Here is a 15,533-nt window from a genome sequence, read left to right as displayed (position 1 = left end):
AGGCCGGGCTGAGACGGTATCTCGGGGCCGAGGGCGCACCGAGGCCCCCGGCGCGCGGGCGCCGGGGGCCTCGGGAGGCCGGCAGGGACAGCAGGGCCGGCCGGTCAGGGGCGGCGGCTACTTGACGTCCTCGTCCACCCAGTCGAAGGTCCGGGTCACGGCCTTCTTCCACAGGCGGTAGGTGCGGTCGCGCTCGGAGGCGTCCATCGACGGCGTCCAGCGCTTGCCCTCCTGCCAGTTGGCGATGACGTCGTCGGTGGAGGCCCAGAAGCCCACCGCGAGGCCGGCCGCATAGGCTGCGCCCAGCGCCGTCGTCTCCACCACCGAGGGGCGCACGACGTCGCAGCCCGAGATATCCGCCTGGAACTGCATGAGGAGGTCGTCGTGGGTCATGCCGCCGTCGACCTTGAGCTCCTTGAGCGGCACGCCCGCGTCCGCGTTCATCGCATCGAGCACCTCGGCGGACTGGAACGCCGTCGACTCCTCGACCGCCCGGGCGATGTGGCCCTTGGTCACGTAGCGGGTCAGGCCCACGATCGCGCCGCGGGCCTCATCGCGCCAGTAGGGGGCGAACAGGCCGGAGAAGGCCGGGACGAAGTACACCCCGCCGTTGTCCTCCACGCTCGCGGCGAGCTCGCCGATCTGAGAGGACGTGGCGATCATGCCGAGGTTGTCGCGCAGCCACTGCACCAGGGAGCCTGCCACCGCGATTGAGCCCTCCAGGGCGTAGACCGGGGCCTCGTCGCCGAGCTTGTACAGCACGGTGGTCAGCAGGCCGTTGGAGGAGAAGACCGGTTCGGTGCCGGTGTTCATGAGCGTGAAGCAGCCGGTGCCGTAGGTGTTCTTGGCCATGCCCTTCTCGAAGCAGGCCTGACCGAAGGTCGCCGCCTGCTGGTCGCCGAGGATCCCGGAGATCGGGGTGTCCACCAGCAGGCCGTTCTTGCGGCCGTACCCGTAGATCTCGGAGGAGGACTTGATCTCGGGAAGCATGGAGGTCGGGATGCCGAAGTCGGCGCAGATGTCCTCGCGCCAGGTCAGGGTGCGCACATCCATGAGGAGGGTGCGCGAGGCGTTGGTGACGTCGGTGGCGTGGACGCCGCCGTTGATCCCGCCGGTGAGGTTCCACAGGACCCACGTGTCCGGAGTGCCGAAGAGCAGGTCGCCGGCCTCCGCGCGCTCGCGGGCGCCCTCGACATTGTCGAGGATCCACTTGATCTTCGTGGCCGAGGGATAGGTGGAGACGTTCTCACCGGTGATCTGGCGGTAGCGCTCGGTGCCCAGCGGGTCGCCGTCGGCGATCTCCCGGACGATGTCCCCCGTGCGCACGTCCTGCCACACGAGGGCGTTGTACACGGGCTTGCCCGTGTTCCTGTCCCACACGATTGTGGTCTCGCGCTGATTCGTGATACCGACGGCGGCGATCTCGTGGCGGTTGGTCTCCGCCTTCTGCAGCGCGTCGGCGACGACGGAGCGCACGGACTCCCAGATCTCCACGGGGTCGTGCTCGACCCAGCCGGGGTTGGGGAAGATCTGCGTGAACTCCTTCTGGCCGACGGACACGATCTCGCCGGAGTGGTTGAACAGGATGGCGCGCGACGACGTCGTGCCCTGATCGATGGCGAGGACGTACTTCTTCTCGGTCATGGGGTTTCCTTTCACTTCTTTGTGAGGGGGCGGGTGCTGGGGCGGCCCCGGGCGGGGCCGCCCCAGTGAGGATCAGGCGAGGCCGCAGGCGAAGACGATCACCGTGGCAACGATGGCGCCCAGGATCGGGCCGACCACCGGGACCCACGAGTAGCCCCAGTCCGATCCGCCCTTGCCCTTGATGGGCAGGACGGCGTGCGCGACGCGCGGACCGAGGTCACGGGCGGGGTTGATGGCATATCCGGTCGGGCCGCCCAGCGAGGTGCCGATGACCACGATGATGAGGGCGACGCCGAGGGGGCCGATGGCGCTCTGGGTGTGTCCGGAGACGAAGACCCAGATGATCAGGACGGCGGTGCCGATGGCCTCGGTGACGGTGTTCCAGCCATAGGACCGGATCTCGGGGGCGGTGGAGAAGACGCCGAGCTTGAGGGCCGGGTCGCAGTCCTCGTCGAAGTGCTGCTTGAAGGTCAGCCAGCACAGGACGGCGCCGACGAAGGCGCCCAGGAACTGGGCGACGATGTAGACGAGCACGTTCGCGGCGCTCACGGCGATGCCGCCGGCGCCCAGCTCCGGGCCGTTGAGCGTGATGCTGGAGTCGAACATGTGGCCGACGACCTTCGCGATCGTCACTGCGGGGTTGAGGTGGCCGCCGGTGTTGTAGGCGACGTAGACGGCGGCGAACACCGCCAGGCCCCATCCCCAGTTGATGAGGAGCCAGCCGCCGTCCTTGCCCTTGGACTTGGGCAGCAGGTTCGTCGCGACGACGCCTCCACCGAGGAGGAGGAGGATCGCAGTTCCGAGGAACTCCGAGAAGAAAATTTGAGCGAGGCTCATGGGGGATTCACTTTCTGCACGTCAGCGTGCCATGAGAGGGTTATCAGGGGCGGGGAGAGGGGTGTGCGCCTGCTCGCCCGAGCAGGCGCACACGCTGATCAGATGGATCGGGTGACCTTGGCGACCGCGTCGGCGTCGGTTGTCTCGGCTTCGGCGGCGGCGATCTGCTCGACCCTCTCGGTGTAGGAGGCTAGCTCGCTCGCGGCGTCGTTGTCGGACCAATGGAGGAGCGGCGCCATGATCCCCAGGATCTCCTCGGCCGCGGACAGGCCGCGGTCCCGGTGGGAGATGTCCAGGCGCACGCGGTGCAGCAGGACGTCCTCGAGGTGCTCGGCGCCCTCGTGGGTGACGGCCCAGGCGACCTCGGCCCGCAGGTAGGCGGGCGCATTGGTCAGGGGCTCGCCCAGGCGCTGGGAGTCCTCGGCCGCGGCGTCGGCGTCGATGAGTTCCAGGATGTCGGCGGTCTCGTCGCCGTAGCGGTCCAGGAGATGGGTGATGCGCGCCAGCGTCCAGTCGCGCTCCGCCGCGAGCTGGGCGGCGCGGCCGGCCAGCTCCTCGTAGCCCTCGGCCCCCACGAGCGGCAGGTTCTCGGTGCGGCTGGGGTGGGCGTGGGCGAGGGCCTCGCCCAGGGCGTGGTCGACGGCGTCGACGCCCATGACCCGGTAGGTGGTCAGCTTGCCGCCGGCGATGGCGGTCAGGCCGGGGGCCACGCGGGTGACGGTGTGCTCGCGGGAGACCTTCGTGGAGGCCGCCTTGGCGCCCGGCTTGAGGCGGGGCTGGAGCAGCGGGCGCAGGCCCGCGTAGACGCCGATGATGTCCTCGCGGCGGATCGGGCGGGTGAGCACGGAGTTCGCGTGCTCGAGGACGTAATCGATATCCGCGCTGGTGGCCACGGGCTTGGCGACGTCCTCGGTCCAGGGGGTGTCCGTGGTGCCGATGACCCAGTACTCGGGCCACGGGATGATGAAGAGCACGGACTTCTCGGTGCGCAGGAAGATGCCGGTCTCGGCGTCGATCGCGGTCTTGGGCACGACGATGTGGATGCCCTTGGACGCCAGCACCTTGAGGCCGCCCTCGGTGGTGGCCATGTCCTGGACCTCCTCGGTCCACACGCCGGTGGCGTTGATGGTGCGGGTCGCGCGGATCCTGATCTCCTCGCCGGCAGCGAGGTCCGTGGCGGTCACGCCGGTCACCCGGCCCTCACCGTCCTTGAGGAAGCCGGTCACGCGGGTGCGGTTGGCGGCGTGGGCGCCCAGGCCGACGGCGGTGCGCACGAGGTCGATGACCAGGCGCGAGTCGTCCACGCGGGCGTCATAGAAGCGGATGGTGCCGGCCAGGTGGCTGGTGTCCAGCGCGGGGGCGAGGGCGGCGGTGCCCTTCTTGCCCAGGTGCTTCTGGATGGGCACGGTCTTGTGCCCGCGGGCGCCGGCGACGGCCAGGGCGTCGTACATGCCCACGCCGATGGCGGAGTAAGTGCGCTCGTAGTGGTGCTTGAGCGGCCACAGGAAGGGCTGGGCCTTGACGAGGTGGGGCGCGTTGGAGGTCAGGAGGCGGCCGCGCTCGGTGAGGGCCTCGTGGACGAGGGCGAAGTTCGCCTGGTAGAGGTAGCGCAGACCCCCGTGGATGAGCTTGGAGGACCACGACGACGTGCCGGAGGCCCAGTCGCCCATCTCGACGATGCCGGTGCGAAGGCCGCGGGAGGCGGCGTCGACGGCGATCCCGGCGCCGGTGACGCCGCCGCCGATAACCAGGACGTCGAGGGGCTCGTCGGTGGGGCCGTTCGCGGATAGGGCGGCGAGTGCCTCGGCGCGCTGCTCCCGGTTGAGGGCTGTGGATCGCAGTGGTGCGGGTGCTGGGCTTGACATGGTGGCTCCTCGGTCTCGACGGTGAGCGGTTGCGTCTCGGGCGCGGCTGTCAGGGCGGCGGTTGTTCCCTGCGATACATCGTCGAGGCATGTGAGAGGATGGGCAAGCGTGCTGCACGAACGTGCAGGGCTGATGTGCGAAGCGGAGGAACATGACCACTCGGAGCGACAATTCTTCCTGGAATTCCAACAGTTCTGGCGATAATTCCACGCTGCTGCGGGCCTATGAGGCGGCGTCGATGTACTACGTGCAGGGCGAGACCATGGAGGTGATCGCCCATCACCTGGGGGTGTCGCGCTCGACCGTCTCCCGGCTCCTGGACCGCGCCAGGGCGACGGGCATCGTGCGCATCGAGCTCACCCAGCCCGGGGGTGCCGGCTCCATCGAGGGGAGATTCGCCTCCCTCTTCGGCGTGCGCGCCCAGATCGTTCCCGTGCGCGAGGGCGCCACCGAGATCCATCGGCTCCAGCAGGTCGCGGGCGTCGCCGCTGCGCGGATGGTCGAGATCACCGCCGAGTTGGCCGAGCGGCACGCCTCTGAGGCGTTGGGGGCTCCGGTGGGGGCCGGTGCCGATGACGCTGGGATGGGCGGCGCCGAGGGCTGCGGGCGGGGCGGGCTCGAGGCGGCCCCCGGCCCGGGCGGGCGGGGCGTCGTCGTCGGCGTCGCTTGGGGCACCACTATGTCCGAGGTGAGCGCGGTCCTGCCGGCGCGGCAGGTCCCGGGAGTGACCGTGGTCCAGCTCAACGGCGCCACGGATCCGATGGAGATGGGGCCCAGCGCCGGTGAGGTGCTCTCGCGGGTGGGCCACGCGCTGGGAGCGCGCGTGGTGGCCTTCCCCGTCCCCGCCTTCTTCGATCATGTGGCCACGCGCGAGGCGATGTGGTCCGAGCGCTCCGTGCGCCGGGTGCTGGCGCTGGCGCGCAGTGCCGACCTGGCGGTCTTCGGCGTCGGGTCAGTGGTTCAGGGCGTCCTGCCCTCGCAGGTCTACGAGGGCGGGCATGTCAGCCGCGCCGACCGCGTGGCGCTGCGCCGGGAGCAGGTGGTGGGCGACGTGTGCACCGTGCTGCTGCGCGCCGATGGCTCCTGGAGCGATATCGCCCTCAACGCGCGGGCCACCGGTCCCACTCCGGCCCAGCTCGCGCGCATCCCGAGGCGATTGTGCGTGGTGGCGGGGAGGGCGAAGGCGCCCGCCCTGTTGGCGGCGCTTCGGGCGCGGGTGGCCACGGATCTCGTTGTCGACGACGCCACTGCGCGCGCCGTCCTCGATCTGGCCTCCACCTCATAGTCTCCCCCTATATGCGAGACCGGTCGAAAATAGGAGCGAAACCGGTTCACGAACCGGTTTCGCTCCTATTTTCGACCGGTCTCGGGGCAGAGGGCAGGGCGTCAGGCCTGGGCGCGGGCGAGGGCTTGGGCGGCTACCTCGGCGACGTGCTCGCCGGTGAAGCCGTACTCCTCGAACAGGCGCGGTCCGGGCGCTGAGGCGCCGTAGTGGTCGAGGGACACGATCGCCCCCGAGTCGCCCACGATCTCGCGCCAGCCCATCGCGATGCCGGCCTCCACCGAGATCCGCACGGCGCCGACGGGCAGCACGCGGGCGCGGTAGGCCTCGTCCTGCTCTGCGAACCACTCCAGGCACGGCGCGGAGACGACGCGGGCCGGCGTCCCCTCCGCGCTCAGGCGCTCGCGCGCGGCCATGGCCACGCCCACCTCCGAGCCGGTGGCGATGATGACGACGGCGGGATCGGCCGGCGCCCCGGCGGCGTCGACGGCGTCGGCCAGGACGTAGGCGCCCCGGCGCACGCCCTCGGCTGCCGCCTCGGGGGTGGCGCTCACGGTGAGGTTCTGGCGCGAGAGGACAACGCCGACCGGTTCGCGGCGGCGGCGCAGGATCTCCGCCCAGGCGGCCGCGGTCTCGTTGGCGTCCGCGGGCCGCACGACGGCGAAGCCCGGGATAGCGCGCAGGGCCGCCAGGTGCTCGATGGGCTGATGGGTGGGGCCGTCCTCACCCACGCCGATGGAGTCGTGCGTCCAGACGAACACCGAGCCGATGCCCATGAGCGCCGCCAGGCGCACGGCCGGGCGCATGTAGTCGGAGAACACCATGAAGGTGCCGCCGTAGGGGCGGGTCAGGCCATCCAGGGCGATGCCATTGAGGATCGAGCCCATCGCGTGCTCGCGGACCCCGAAGTGGATGGTGCGCCCATAGGGGCCGTCGCCCCGGCCCACCGCCAGCGATGCCGGGAGGAAGGAGGGCTCGCCGGCCATCGTCGTGTTGTTCGACCCCGCCAGGTCCGCCGAGCCGCCCCACAACTCGGGCACCACGGGGGCGAGGGCGCTCAGGGTCCTGCCTGAGGCGGATCGGGTGGCGACGGCGTCGCCGAGCTCCCAGTGGGGCAGGGCGGCATCCAGTCCCTCGGGAAGTCGACCGGCGCGCAGGCGCTCCAGCAGTGCGGAGCCCTCGGGGGCCGCGGCCTGCCAGGCTGTGAAGCGGGCGTCCCAGTCGGCGCGCAGGACGGCGGCGCGCTCGGCGGCCTGGGCGCGGGTGTGCTCCAGGACCTCGGCCGGCACCTGGAAGTCGGCCTCCGGATCGAGCCCGAGGGCCCGCTTGAGGCCGGCGACCTCCTCGGCGCCGAGCTTGGCGCCGTGCGAGGACTCATCGCCCTGCTTGGTGGGTGAGGGCCAGGCGATGATCGTGTGCAGGCGGATGAGCGTGGGCCGGGCGGTCTCGGCGCGCGCCTGGACGAGGGCGGCGTGCAGCGCGTCGTAGTCCTCGCGGTACTGGCCGCCGGCCTTCCAGTCGACGTCGAGCACCTGCCAGCCGTAGGCGGCGAAGCGGGCGGAGGGGTCCTCGGTGAAGGCGATGTCCGTATCGCCCTCGATGGAGATGTCGTTGTCGTCGTAGATGGCGATGAGGTTGCCCAGCTGCTGGGTGCCCGCCAGGGAGGCGGCCTCGGAGGCCACGCCCTCCTGCAGGCAACCATCGCCCACGATCGTGTAGACGTAGTGGTCGAAGACGGACTGGCCGGCCGGAGCGGCGGCGTCGAAGAGCCCGTGCTCCCTGCGTGCGGACATGGCCATGCCCACGGCGTTGGCAATCCCCGCGCCCAGCGGCCCGGTGGTGGTCTCGATGCCGGCGGTGTGCCCGAACTCCGGGTGGCCGGGGGTGGGGGATCCCCATGTGCGCAGGGCGGCGATGTCGGAGATCTCCAGGCCGTAGCCGGCCAGGGCGAGCTGGATGTACTGGAGCAACGAGGCGTGCCCGATGGACAGCACGAAGCGGTCTCGGCCCAGCCAGGCGGGGTCGGAGGGATCGCCGGCCATCTCCTTCTGATAGAGCAGGTAGGCGACGCCGGCCAGGGAGATGGGGGTTCCGGGGTGGCCGGATCCGGCCTTCTCGACGGCGTCGGCCGCCAGCGCCTTGGAGATGGCGATGGCCTTGAGGTCGAGGTCGGTCAACAGCGCGGGTGTGGTCATGCGTTCCTCCTAGGACGGCGGTCCCTGGGCTGGGCTGGTGCGGTTGTCGATTCACACACTAACGAAGCAGGCCGAGGCGTCGGGAGCCAGTGCCGCGCCGCTCATATGTGCGCAGGTCCAGCGGGGCGCCGCCAGGGGCGCCAGTGGCGCTGAGAGTTCCGAGCCCAAAATGATAGCACCGGCCCCGGTGTGGCGGCAGAGACTCGGCAGGAATTGCTCATGTGTGCAACCGATTGTCGAATTCGCTGCAATTCAGGACCATGAGAAGCGCGTATCAACCACTGCGTCATCCGCCTCTTACTCCCGGGGTGTGAACAGCTCCAGGCGGAATGATGTGGGCGAGCGAGGAGGCCGCATATGGGATACAGGATCGTCATCGCCTGCGATGACGCTGCCATCGAGTACAAGGAGACCTTGATGAGGGATCTCGAGGGTGATCCGCGCGTTGACAAGGTGATCGACGCGGGTGTGTCGAAAGGGGAAGGTATTGACTATCCCCACGTCGCCGTGAGGGCGGCCCGCATGATCTCCGACGGCGACGCCGATCGCGGTCTCCTCCTCTGCGGCACCGGCATGGGCATGGCTATCAGCGCCAATAGGGTCCCCGGTATCCGCGCCTCCGTCGCCCATGACTCCTTCTCGGTGGAGCGCCTCATCAAGTCCAATAACGCCCAGGTCCTCGCCCTCGGCCAGCGCGTCATCGGCATCGAGCTGGCCCGAAGGCTCGTGAGCGAGTGGCTCGGTCACGCCTTCGACCCCTCCTCGCCGTCGGCCCGCAAGGTGGCCGCCCTGGAGTCCTACGAGTCCGGCGCCTGAGCCCCGCCCCACCCCGCCCCCGTCGGCCCCACCCCTCGCCCCGGTGAGGCGCTCCCCGACCACCCCCGACCACCGCAGCACTTCAAGGACGAAGAATGACACCTGATACAACAATCCCCCTGCTTGAGAACCTGGACTTATTCTGGCTCCTGGCGGCCTGCGTCGGAGGCGTCATCGGTGCCATCGTCGGAGCGAACAACGCCTTCGGATTCACCGGTGTCATGATCCTGACAGGTTTCGGGATCGCCGCTTCGACGGGCAGCACCTTCTTCTTCGACTATGTCGCCTTCGGCCCCGTCTTCGGACCGCATATCGCCTTCGCCGGAGCCGCTGCCGGATCCGCCTACTCGGCGAAGAAGAACCTGCTCGCCACCGGGCGGGATATCGATACGCCGCTGGGCAGCCTCAAGGATCCGACAATCCTATGGGTGGCCGCGGGATTCGGCGTTGCGGGTTTGATCGTGCAGCGCCTCATCGCGCTCATTCCCTGGTTCGGAACCCACACCGACTCCGTGGCCTTGACGGTCTTCCTGTCCGGCTGCGCCTCCCGGCTCGCCTTCGGATCCACCGGCGTCCTCCACGCCCCAACCTCGCCGCGGGGCTCGCACCGCTGGCTCGATCACCAGGAGACGCCGGGCCAGCTCGGCACCGTCGCCCTCGCCTCCGCCGTCATGGCCTCCGGATGCGCGATCGTGCTGGCCTCCTACGCCCAGACCCACCTGCCCGAGGACGCGGCCGCCGCCGTGGTGGGCAATGCCCACACCCTGCCCTTCGCCATCTCCGCACTCTGCATCTTCCTGCTGGTCACAGGACAGAGGGTCAACGTTACCCACCACATCACCATCATCGCGGGCTTGGCCGGCGCGCAGTTCTGGCTCGCCACCGGCAGCGGGTGGGCGGCCCTGGCGGCCGGCACCGTCCTCGGCATCCTGTCGGGCTTCGTCGCCGAGTTCGTCATCGCGCGCTCCACCTACTACCACGGCGACACGCATATCGACCCGCCGGCGGGGTCGATCTGGATCATGACCACGCTCATCCACCTCACCCTGCTCGCCGTTTGACTCCCTCCGCCCCTGACCGGGGCGCCCCGGGAAGCCCTGCCCGGATCACCCCACAACCCCAGGAAGCACCCATGAGCGAGACGTGTCCGCCCAGCGCTGCCCCCACCACCGTCCACGACTGGCCCACCGAGCTCTACGATGCCTACGTCTTCGACATGGACGGCACCATCTACCTCGGCGATCACCTCCTGCCGGGCGCCAAGCGCCTCATCGCCGAACTGCGCCGCCGAGCCATCCCCGTGCGCTTCCTGTCCAACAATCCCACCAAGGACCCCGGCCAGTACGCCGAGAAACTCGCCCGTCTAGGACTGCCGACGCCGGCGGGCGAGATCGCCAACACGGTGGTCACCACCGTGCGCTGGTTGACGGCTCACCACCCCGGGGCCACCGTCTTCGCCATCGCCGAGGATCCGCTCAAGCGCGCCCTGGCCCGGGCTGGAATCGCGCAGAGCGAGAATCCCGAGGAGATCGACATCGTCGTCGCCTCCTACGACCGCACCTTCGAGTACCGCAAGCTCCAGATCGCCTTCGACGCCATCTGGTACCACAAGCGGGCCTTCCTCATCGCCACCAACCCCGATCGCTTCTGCCCCTTCCCCCATGGGCGCGGCGAGCCCGACTGCGCCGCCGTCATCGCCGCGATCGAGGCCTGCACCGGCACCACCTGCCGCACCGTCATCGGCAAGCCCAACGCCTCGATGCTCCAGGCCGCCATCGGCGATCTCGACGTCAGTCCCGAGCGCTGCATGATGGTCGGCGACCGGCTCGGCACCGATATCCAGATGGCGGTGCGCACCGGTATGCGCTCCGCGATGCCGCTGACCGGTGAGTCCACCCTCGCCGAGGCCCTGGCCCTCGACGGGGCCGACCGCCCCACCTACGTCCTCGACCGCATCGACCGGCTCATCCCCGCCGCCGGGTGGGAGGAGCTCGGCTGGAGCGAGGGCCCCGACGCCATCCCCTGACCCGGCCCGCCCGACGCCGATCACGCGACGACACCGCTGTCACGACACGAAGAACGGAGACCAACGATGGTCAGTCCCGTATACGAAGGCCCCTACCTGCTCGGCATCGATTTCGGAACGGAGTCCTGCCGCGCGGCGATCTTCGACCTCGCCGGTCACCCGATCGCCTTCACCGCAGCCCCCTATACCACCACCCACCCCCGCCCGGGGCAGGCCGAGCAGAGCCCCGATGACTGGTGGGACGCCCTCAGGGCCGCCGTCCACCGGGTTCTCAACGAGACGGCTATCCCCGGCCGCCACATCGCCGGCATCTCCTACGACGCCACGACGATGACCATCGTCGCCATGGACGCCAACGGCCAGGAGCTGCGCCCGGCGATCATGTGGATGGATGTGCGCGCCTCCGGTCAGGCCGCCCGCGCCGAGACGATCGACCACTGGGCCCGCCTGTACAACGGCGGCGGCACCATGGGGGCGACCGCTGAGTGGTACCCCTTCAAGGCCGCCTGGCTCAAGGAGAATGAGCCCGAGGTCTACAAGGCCGCACACCGGCTCGTCGACGCCCCCGAGTGGCTCACTCACAAGCTCACCGGCGAGTGGACCCTCAACATCAACTCCGCGGCCCTGCGCATGTACTACAACCGCGACAAGGGCGGTTGGCCGGTCGAGTTCTACGAGCACATCGGCTGCGGCGACGTCTTCGACAAGATCCCCGAGCGCATCCTCGACCTCGGCATGCCCGTCGGCGGATTGACCGCCGCCGCCGCCGCCGGCGACCTCGGCCTGCTGCCCGGCACGCCAGTCGCCCAGGGCTGCGCGGACGCCTGGGCGGGGCAGATCGGCCTGGGCGTCGTCGAGCCCGGCAAGACCGCCATCATCACCGGCTCCTCCCATGTCATCACCGGCCAGTCTCCCAAGCCCCTGCACGGCAGCGGCTTCTTCGGCGCCTACACCGACGGCGTCCTGCCCGGCCAGTACACCTGCGAGGGCGGCCTGGTCTCCTCGGGCTCCGTGCTCAAGTGGTTCAAGGACAACTTCGCCGCCGACGTCACCTCCGCCGCGGAGCGCCTGGGCTACAACCCCTACAAGATCCTCGATGAGCGCAGCGCCCATGTGCCGGTCGGCTCCAACGGCCTCATCATCAACGAGTACTTCCAGGGCAACCGCACCCCGTACACCGACTCCAAGGCGCGCGGCATCGTATGGGGCCTCACCCTGGGCACCACCCCCGAGGAGTTCTACCGGGCCATCCAGGAGGCCGTCTGCTACGGAACCGCCCACGTGCTGCGGGCGTTCGAGGACGCCGGCTTCGCCACCACCGAGCTCGTCGCCTGCGGCGGCGCCACCAAGTCCCGCGACTGGATGCAGATGCACGCCGATGTCACCGGCGTTCCCGTCACCCTCACCGAGGTGGGCGACGCCGTCGTCCTGGGCTCGTGCGTGCTCGCGGCCGTCGGCGCCGGGCAGTACTCCTCCATCCAGGACGCCGTCCGAAACATGGTGCGCGAGACCGACCGCATCGAGCCGCGTCCCGATGTCCACGAGGAATACCGGTTCTACCTCGAGAAGTACATGGAGACCTACCCGCGCCTGCGGGCTCTCTCCCACGGGATGGTCGACCACCTCGTCTGACACGTCTGATTCCCAGGAAGGAAGCACGATCCATGACACAGTCATCGAACACCGACCTCATCACCCGGGCCCTGGCCACCGCGACCGATACCAGGCGGATCGCCTTCGGCGACGACGTTCTGGGCGCCACGGGCCCTCTCTTCGCCGATCTCTTCCCCGGCAAGCGGGTCATCGTCGTCGCCGATGGGAACACCTTCGCCGCGGCGGGCCGACCCGTGGTGGACTCCCTGGCGGCCGCCGGGGTCGAGGCCATCGAGCCCTACATCTTCCCAGGCGCCCCGACGCTCTACGCCGGCTACGAGAACGTCGAGATCCTGCGCGAGCGCATCAGGCCCCTGACGGACGCCATCGTGTGCTCCATCGCCTCGGGCATGCTCAACGACATCGCCAAGCTCGCCTCCGGGGAGCTGTCCCGCCCCTATATGAACGTGTGCACCGCCGCCTCCGTGGACGGCTACGCCTCCTTCGGGGCCTCGATCTCCAAGGACGGCTTCAAGATCACCCGAGGCTGCCCGGCCCCCGCCGGCCTCGTGGCGGACCTCGGCGTCATCGCCGCCGCCCCCAGGCGACTGACCGCGACCGGCTACGGCGACCTCATCGAGAAGGTGCCCGCCGGGGCCGACTGGGTGCTCGCCGACGAGCTCGGCATCGAGCCCATCGACGACGACGTGTGGGACCTGGTCCAGGGCCCGCTGCGCGACGCTCTGGCCGATCCCGGGCGCATCGGCGCGGGAGACCCCGGGGCCATCAGGGGTCTGGCCGAGGGCAACATCATGTCCGGCCTGGCCATGCAGGCGGCCCAGTCCTCCCGCCCCGCCTCCGGAGCGGGGCACCAGTTCTCCCACGTGTGGGAGATGGAGGGGCACGGCCTGGACTGGGAGCCGCCGCTGTCCCACGGCATGAAGGTCGGCATCGGCACCATCGCCTCCTGCGCCATGTGGGAGGAGATCCTGAGCCGTGGACCCGGTTTTGTGGAGGCGATCGACGCCGACGACGTCGTCGCGCGAGCGCGCTCCGACGAGGAGATCGAGGCCGCCGTGCGCCGGGCCCTCATCCCGCGCATCGCGCAGGAGGCGGTGGGGCACGCCGTGGGCAAGAACCTCACCGGCGATGCTCTGCGCGAGCGCATCACCACCATCAAGAGGGCCTGGCCGCGCGTGGTCGAGCGGGTCCGCCCCCTGCTCATGGGCCCGCAGGAGGTGGCCGATCGCCTCAAGGCCGTGGGCGCGCCCTGCCATCCCGAGATGATCGGGATCGACATGGGGCGCTTCCGGGCGACCCATGCCAAGGCCCAGATGATCCGGCCCCGCTACACCATCCTCGATGTCCTGGCCGACCTCGGGCTGCTCGACGACGTCGTCGACGCCCTCTTCTCCCCCCAGGGCTACTGGGGACGTCACCTCCACGAGGAGCGGGACTGACCTCCGACCAGGACCCGCCCTGAGCCACGGGCGCCCCGCCCCTGATCGACCACCCACCGCGCGACCCTGAATGCGAAGGAGCGATGAGCACCATGACAACCGCAGGAGCACCCTCCAGGGAGGGGACATGCACCCTGGGCCTCGACTTCGGCACGCTATCCGTGCGCGCCGTCGTCACCCGCGTATCCGACGGCGAGATCCTCGCCGATGCCGTGAGCGAGTACGCCACCCCGATCATGGATCGGCGCCTGACCGCCGGTGACAACCGTGAGCTGCCCCCGGAGTTCGCCCTCCAGGTGCCCGGCGACTACCTGGAGTCCATGTGCGCCGCCAGTGCCGCCGCCGTGCGCGCCTCCAGGGTGAGCAGCACCGACATCATCGGCGTGGGACTCGATGTCACCTCCGCCACCGTCGTCGTCACCGACTCCGACGGCGTGCCCATGTGCGACAAGCCCGAGTTCGCCAACAACCCCCATGCCTACGTCAAGCTGTGGAAGCACCACGGGGCGCAGGGCCAGGCCGACCGCATCGTCGAGCTCGCCAAGAAGCGCGGTGAGGCCTGGCTGCCCCGTTACGGCGGCATCCTGTCGGCCGAGATGCTCCTGCCCAAGGCGCTGGAGACCCTCGAGAAGGCCCCTGACCTCTACGCCGCCACGGGAGAGATCGTCGACATGCTCGACTGGCTCACATGGCGCCTGACCGGCACTCTAGCCTACTCGGCCTCTGATTCCGGCTACAAGCGCATGCTCCAGGACGGCGTCTACCCCTCCGAGGAGTTCCTCGGCGCCCTCAACCCCGACTTCGCCGACGTCTACGCCACGCGCATGGACCATCCGATCGCCCCACTCGGATCGGCCGTGGGGGGCCTGACCGCGGAGTACGCCCAGGCCTTCGGGCTGCGAGAGGGCACCCCCGTGGCCGCGGGCAACATCGACGCCCACGTCCACGCCGCCTCTGTCAACGCGGTTCGGCCCGGTCAGCTCACCGGCATCCTCGGCACCTCGACCTGCTGGGTCCTGCCCGCTGAGGAATGCGTGGAGGTGCCAGGCGTCTTCGGCGTCGTCGACGGCGGCATCTCCGAGGGCACATGGGGCTACGAAGCCGGTCAGAGCGCGGTGGGCGACTCCTTCGCCTGGTTCATCGAGAACAACGTGCCGCGCTCCTACTTCATCGAGGCCGAGTCCGAGGGCATCTCGATCTTCGCGCTCCTGGCCCGCCTGGCCGCCGAGCAGGAGATCGGCGAGCACGGCCTGGTGGCCCTCGACTGGTGGAACGGAAACCGGTCCCCATTGGTCGACTCCCAGCTCACCGGTCTCATGATCGGCCAGACGCTCGTGACCCGCCCCGAGGACCAGTACCGCGCGCTCCTGGAGTCCACCGCCTTCGGCGCCCGCGTCATCATCGAGAACTTCGAGTCCCACGGCGTGCCCGTCACCGAGGTGCGCGTTGCCGGGGGCCTCATCAAGGATGAGTTCCTCATGCAGATGTACGCCGATATCACCCGGCGTCGCCTGCTGACCGCCTCCACCCTCCAGGCCGGGGCCCACGGCTCCTCGATCTTCGCGGCCGTTGCCGCCGGCGCCCACCCGGACCTGCCCGCCGCGGCGACCGCGATGGGCGGCGTGTCCGAGAGGATCTACGAGCCCAACGAGCCGGCAGCGGCTCAATACGATCGCCTGTACGAGATCTACCGCCATCTCCATGGGCTCTTCGGGCGCGGGGACGAGACGATGCACGCCCTCAAGGCGCTGCGAGCCGACGCCCTCCGGCGCCGAGCGGAGGAGCCGGCCGATGCTGAGTGACACTCAAGGCCCT

General features: G+C 69.9%; 11 protein-coding genes. 7 read left to right on the top strand and 4 right to left on the bottom strand.

Translation table 11 applies throughout. The features are described from left to right. Positions 1-117: 117 nt before the first annotated feature. From glpK to B1H50_RS04425, 3 genes are all read right to left on the bottom strand, one after another. Positions 118-1,644, bottom strand: a complete 1,527-nt coding sequence (gene glpK, locus B1H50_RS04435; protein WP_080462562.1) for a glycerol kinase GlpK — start codon at positions 1,642-1,644, stop codon at positions 118-120. Between the two features lie 72 nt (positions 1,645-1,716). After that, positions 1,717-2,481 (bottom strand): MIP/aquaporin family protein, encoded by a 765-nt coding sequence (locus B1H50_RS04430; RefSeq protein WP_080462561.1) that lies wholly within the window; start codon positions 2,479-2,481, stop codon positions 1,717-1,719. A 98-nt stretch (positions 2,482-2,579) separates the two neighbouring features. Further along, entirely contained in the window at positions 2,580-4,346 is a 1,767-nt protein-coding gene (locus B1H50_RS04425; RefSeq protein WP_080462560.1) for a glycerol-3-phosphate dehydrogenase/oxidase, read from the bottom strand. A gap of 238 nt (positions 4,347-4,584) precedes the next feature. On the opposite strand from B1H50_RS04425, the gene B1H50_RS04420 reads away from it, so the two are divergent. Then, positions 4,585-5,631 carry a sugar-binding transcriptional regulator gene (locus B1H50_RS04420; protein WP_373284823.1) on the top strand — a complete coding sequence of 349 codons (1,047 nt, stop codon included), beginning with the start codon at positions 4,585-4,587 and terminating at the stop codon, positions 5,629-5,631. 101 nt (positions 5,632-5,732) lie between these two features. On the opposite strand, the gene tkt is transcribed toward B1H50_RS04420, so the two are convergent. After that, positions 5,733-7,823 carry a transketolase gene (gene tkt / locus B1H50_RS04415; protein ID WP_080462558.1) on the bottom strand — a complete coding sequence of 697 codons (2,091 nt, stop codon included), beginning with the start codon at positions 7,821-7,823 and terminating at the stop codon, positions 5,733-5,735. Positions 7,824-8,180: 357 nt separating this feature from the next. Between tkt and B1H50_RS04410 the strand changes: the two genes are divergently transcribed. From B1H50_RS04410 to B1H50_RS04385, 6 genes are all read left to right on the top strand, one after another. Then, positions 8,181-8,639 carry a ribose-5-phosphate isomerase gene (locus B1H50_RS04410; RefSeq protein ID WP_080462557.1) on the top strand — a complete coding sequence of 153 codons (459 nt, stop codon included), beginning with the start codon at positions 8,181-8,183 and terminating at the stop codon, positions 8,637-8,639. Positions 8,640-8,734: 95 nt separating this feature from the next. Next, positions 8,735-9,700 (top strand): hypothetical protein, encoded by a 966-nt coding sequence (locus tag B1H50_RS04405; protein ID WP_080462556.1) that lies wholly within the window; start codon positions 8,735-8,737, stop codon positions 9,698-9,700. Between the two features lie 71 nt (positions 9,701-9,771). Continuing rightward, the gene (locus B1H50_RS04400) at positions 9,772-10,665 is read left to right on the top strand and encodes an HAD-IIA family hydrolase (protein WP_080462555.1); all 894 of its coding nucleotides are present in this window, start codon (positions 9,772-9,774) and stop codon (positions 10,663-10,665) included. Between the two features lie 66 nt (positions 10,666-10,731). Further along, the gene (locus tag B1H50_RS04395; protein ID WP_080462554.1) at positions 10,732-12,297 is read left to right on the top strand and encodes an FGGY-family carbohydrate kinase; all 1,566 of its coding nucleotides are present in this window, start codon (positions 10,732-10,734) and stop codon (positions 12,295-12,297) included. A 32-nt stretch (positions 12,298-12,329) separates the two neighbouring features. Next, a complete protein-coding gene (locus B1H50_RS04390) occupies positions 12,330-13,718 on the top strand; it encodes a sn-glycerol-1-phosphate dehydrogenase (protein ID WP_080462553.1) in 1,389 nt (462 codons plus the stop codon). Positions 13,719-13,801: 83 nt separating this feature from the next. Further along, complete coding sequence (locus B1H50_RS04385; protein ID WP_080462552.1) at positions 13,802-15,520, top strand: ribulokinase; 1,719 nt, start codon at positions 13,802-13,804, stop codon at positions 15,518-15,520. Positions 15,521-15,533 lie beyond the last annotated feature (13 nt).

Origin of the sequence: Actinomyces gaoshouyii (assembly GCF_002072175.1) — a bacterium.
Lineage (GTDB): Bacteria > Actinomycetota > Actinomycetes > Actinomycetales > Actinomycetaceae > Actinomyces > Actinomyces gaoshouyii.
The sequence above is the reverse complement of the archived record's forward strand: the minus strand, read 5'-3'. Positions and strand labels throughout refer to the sequence as shown.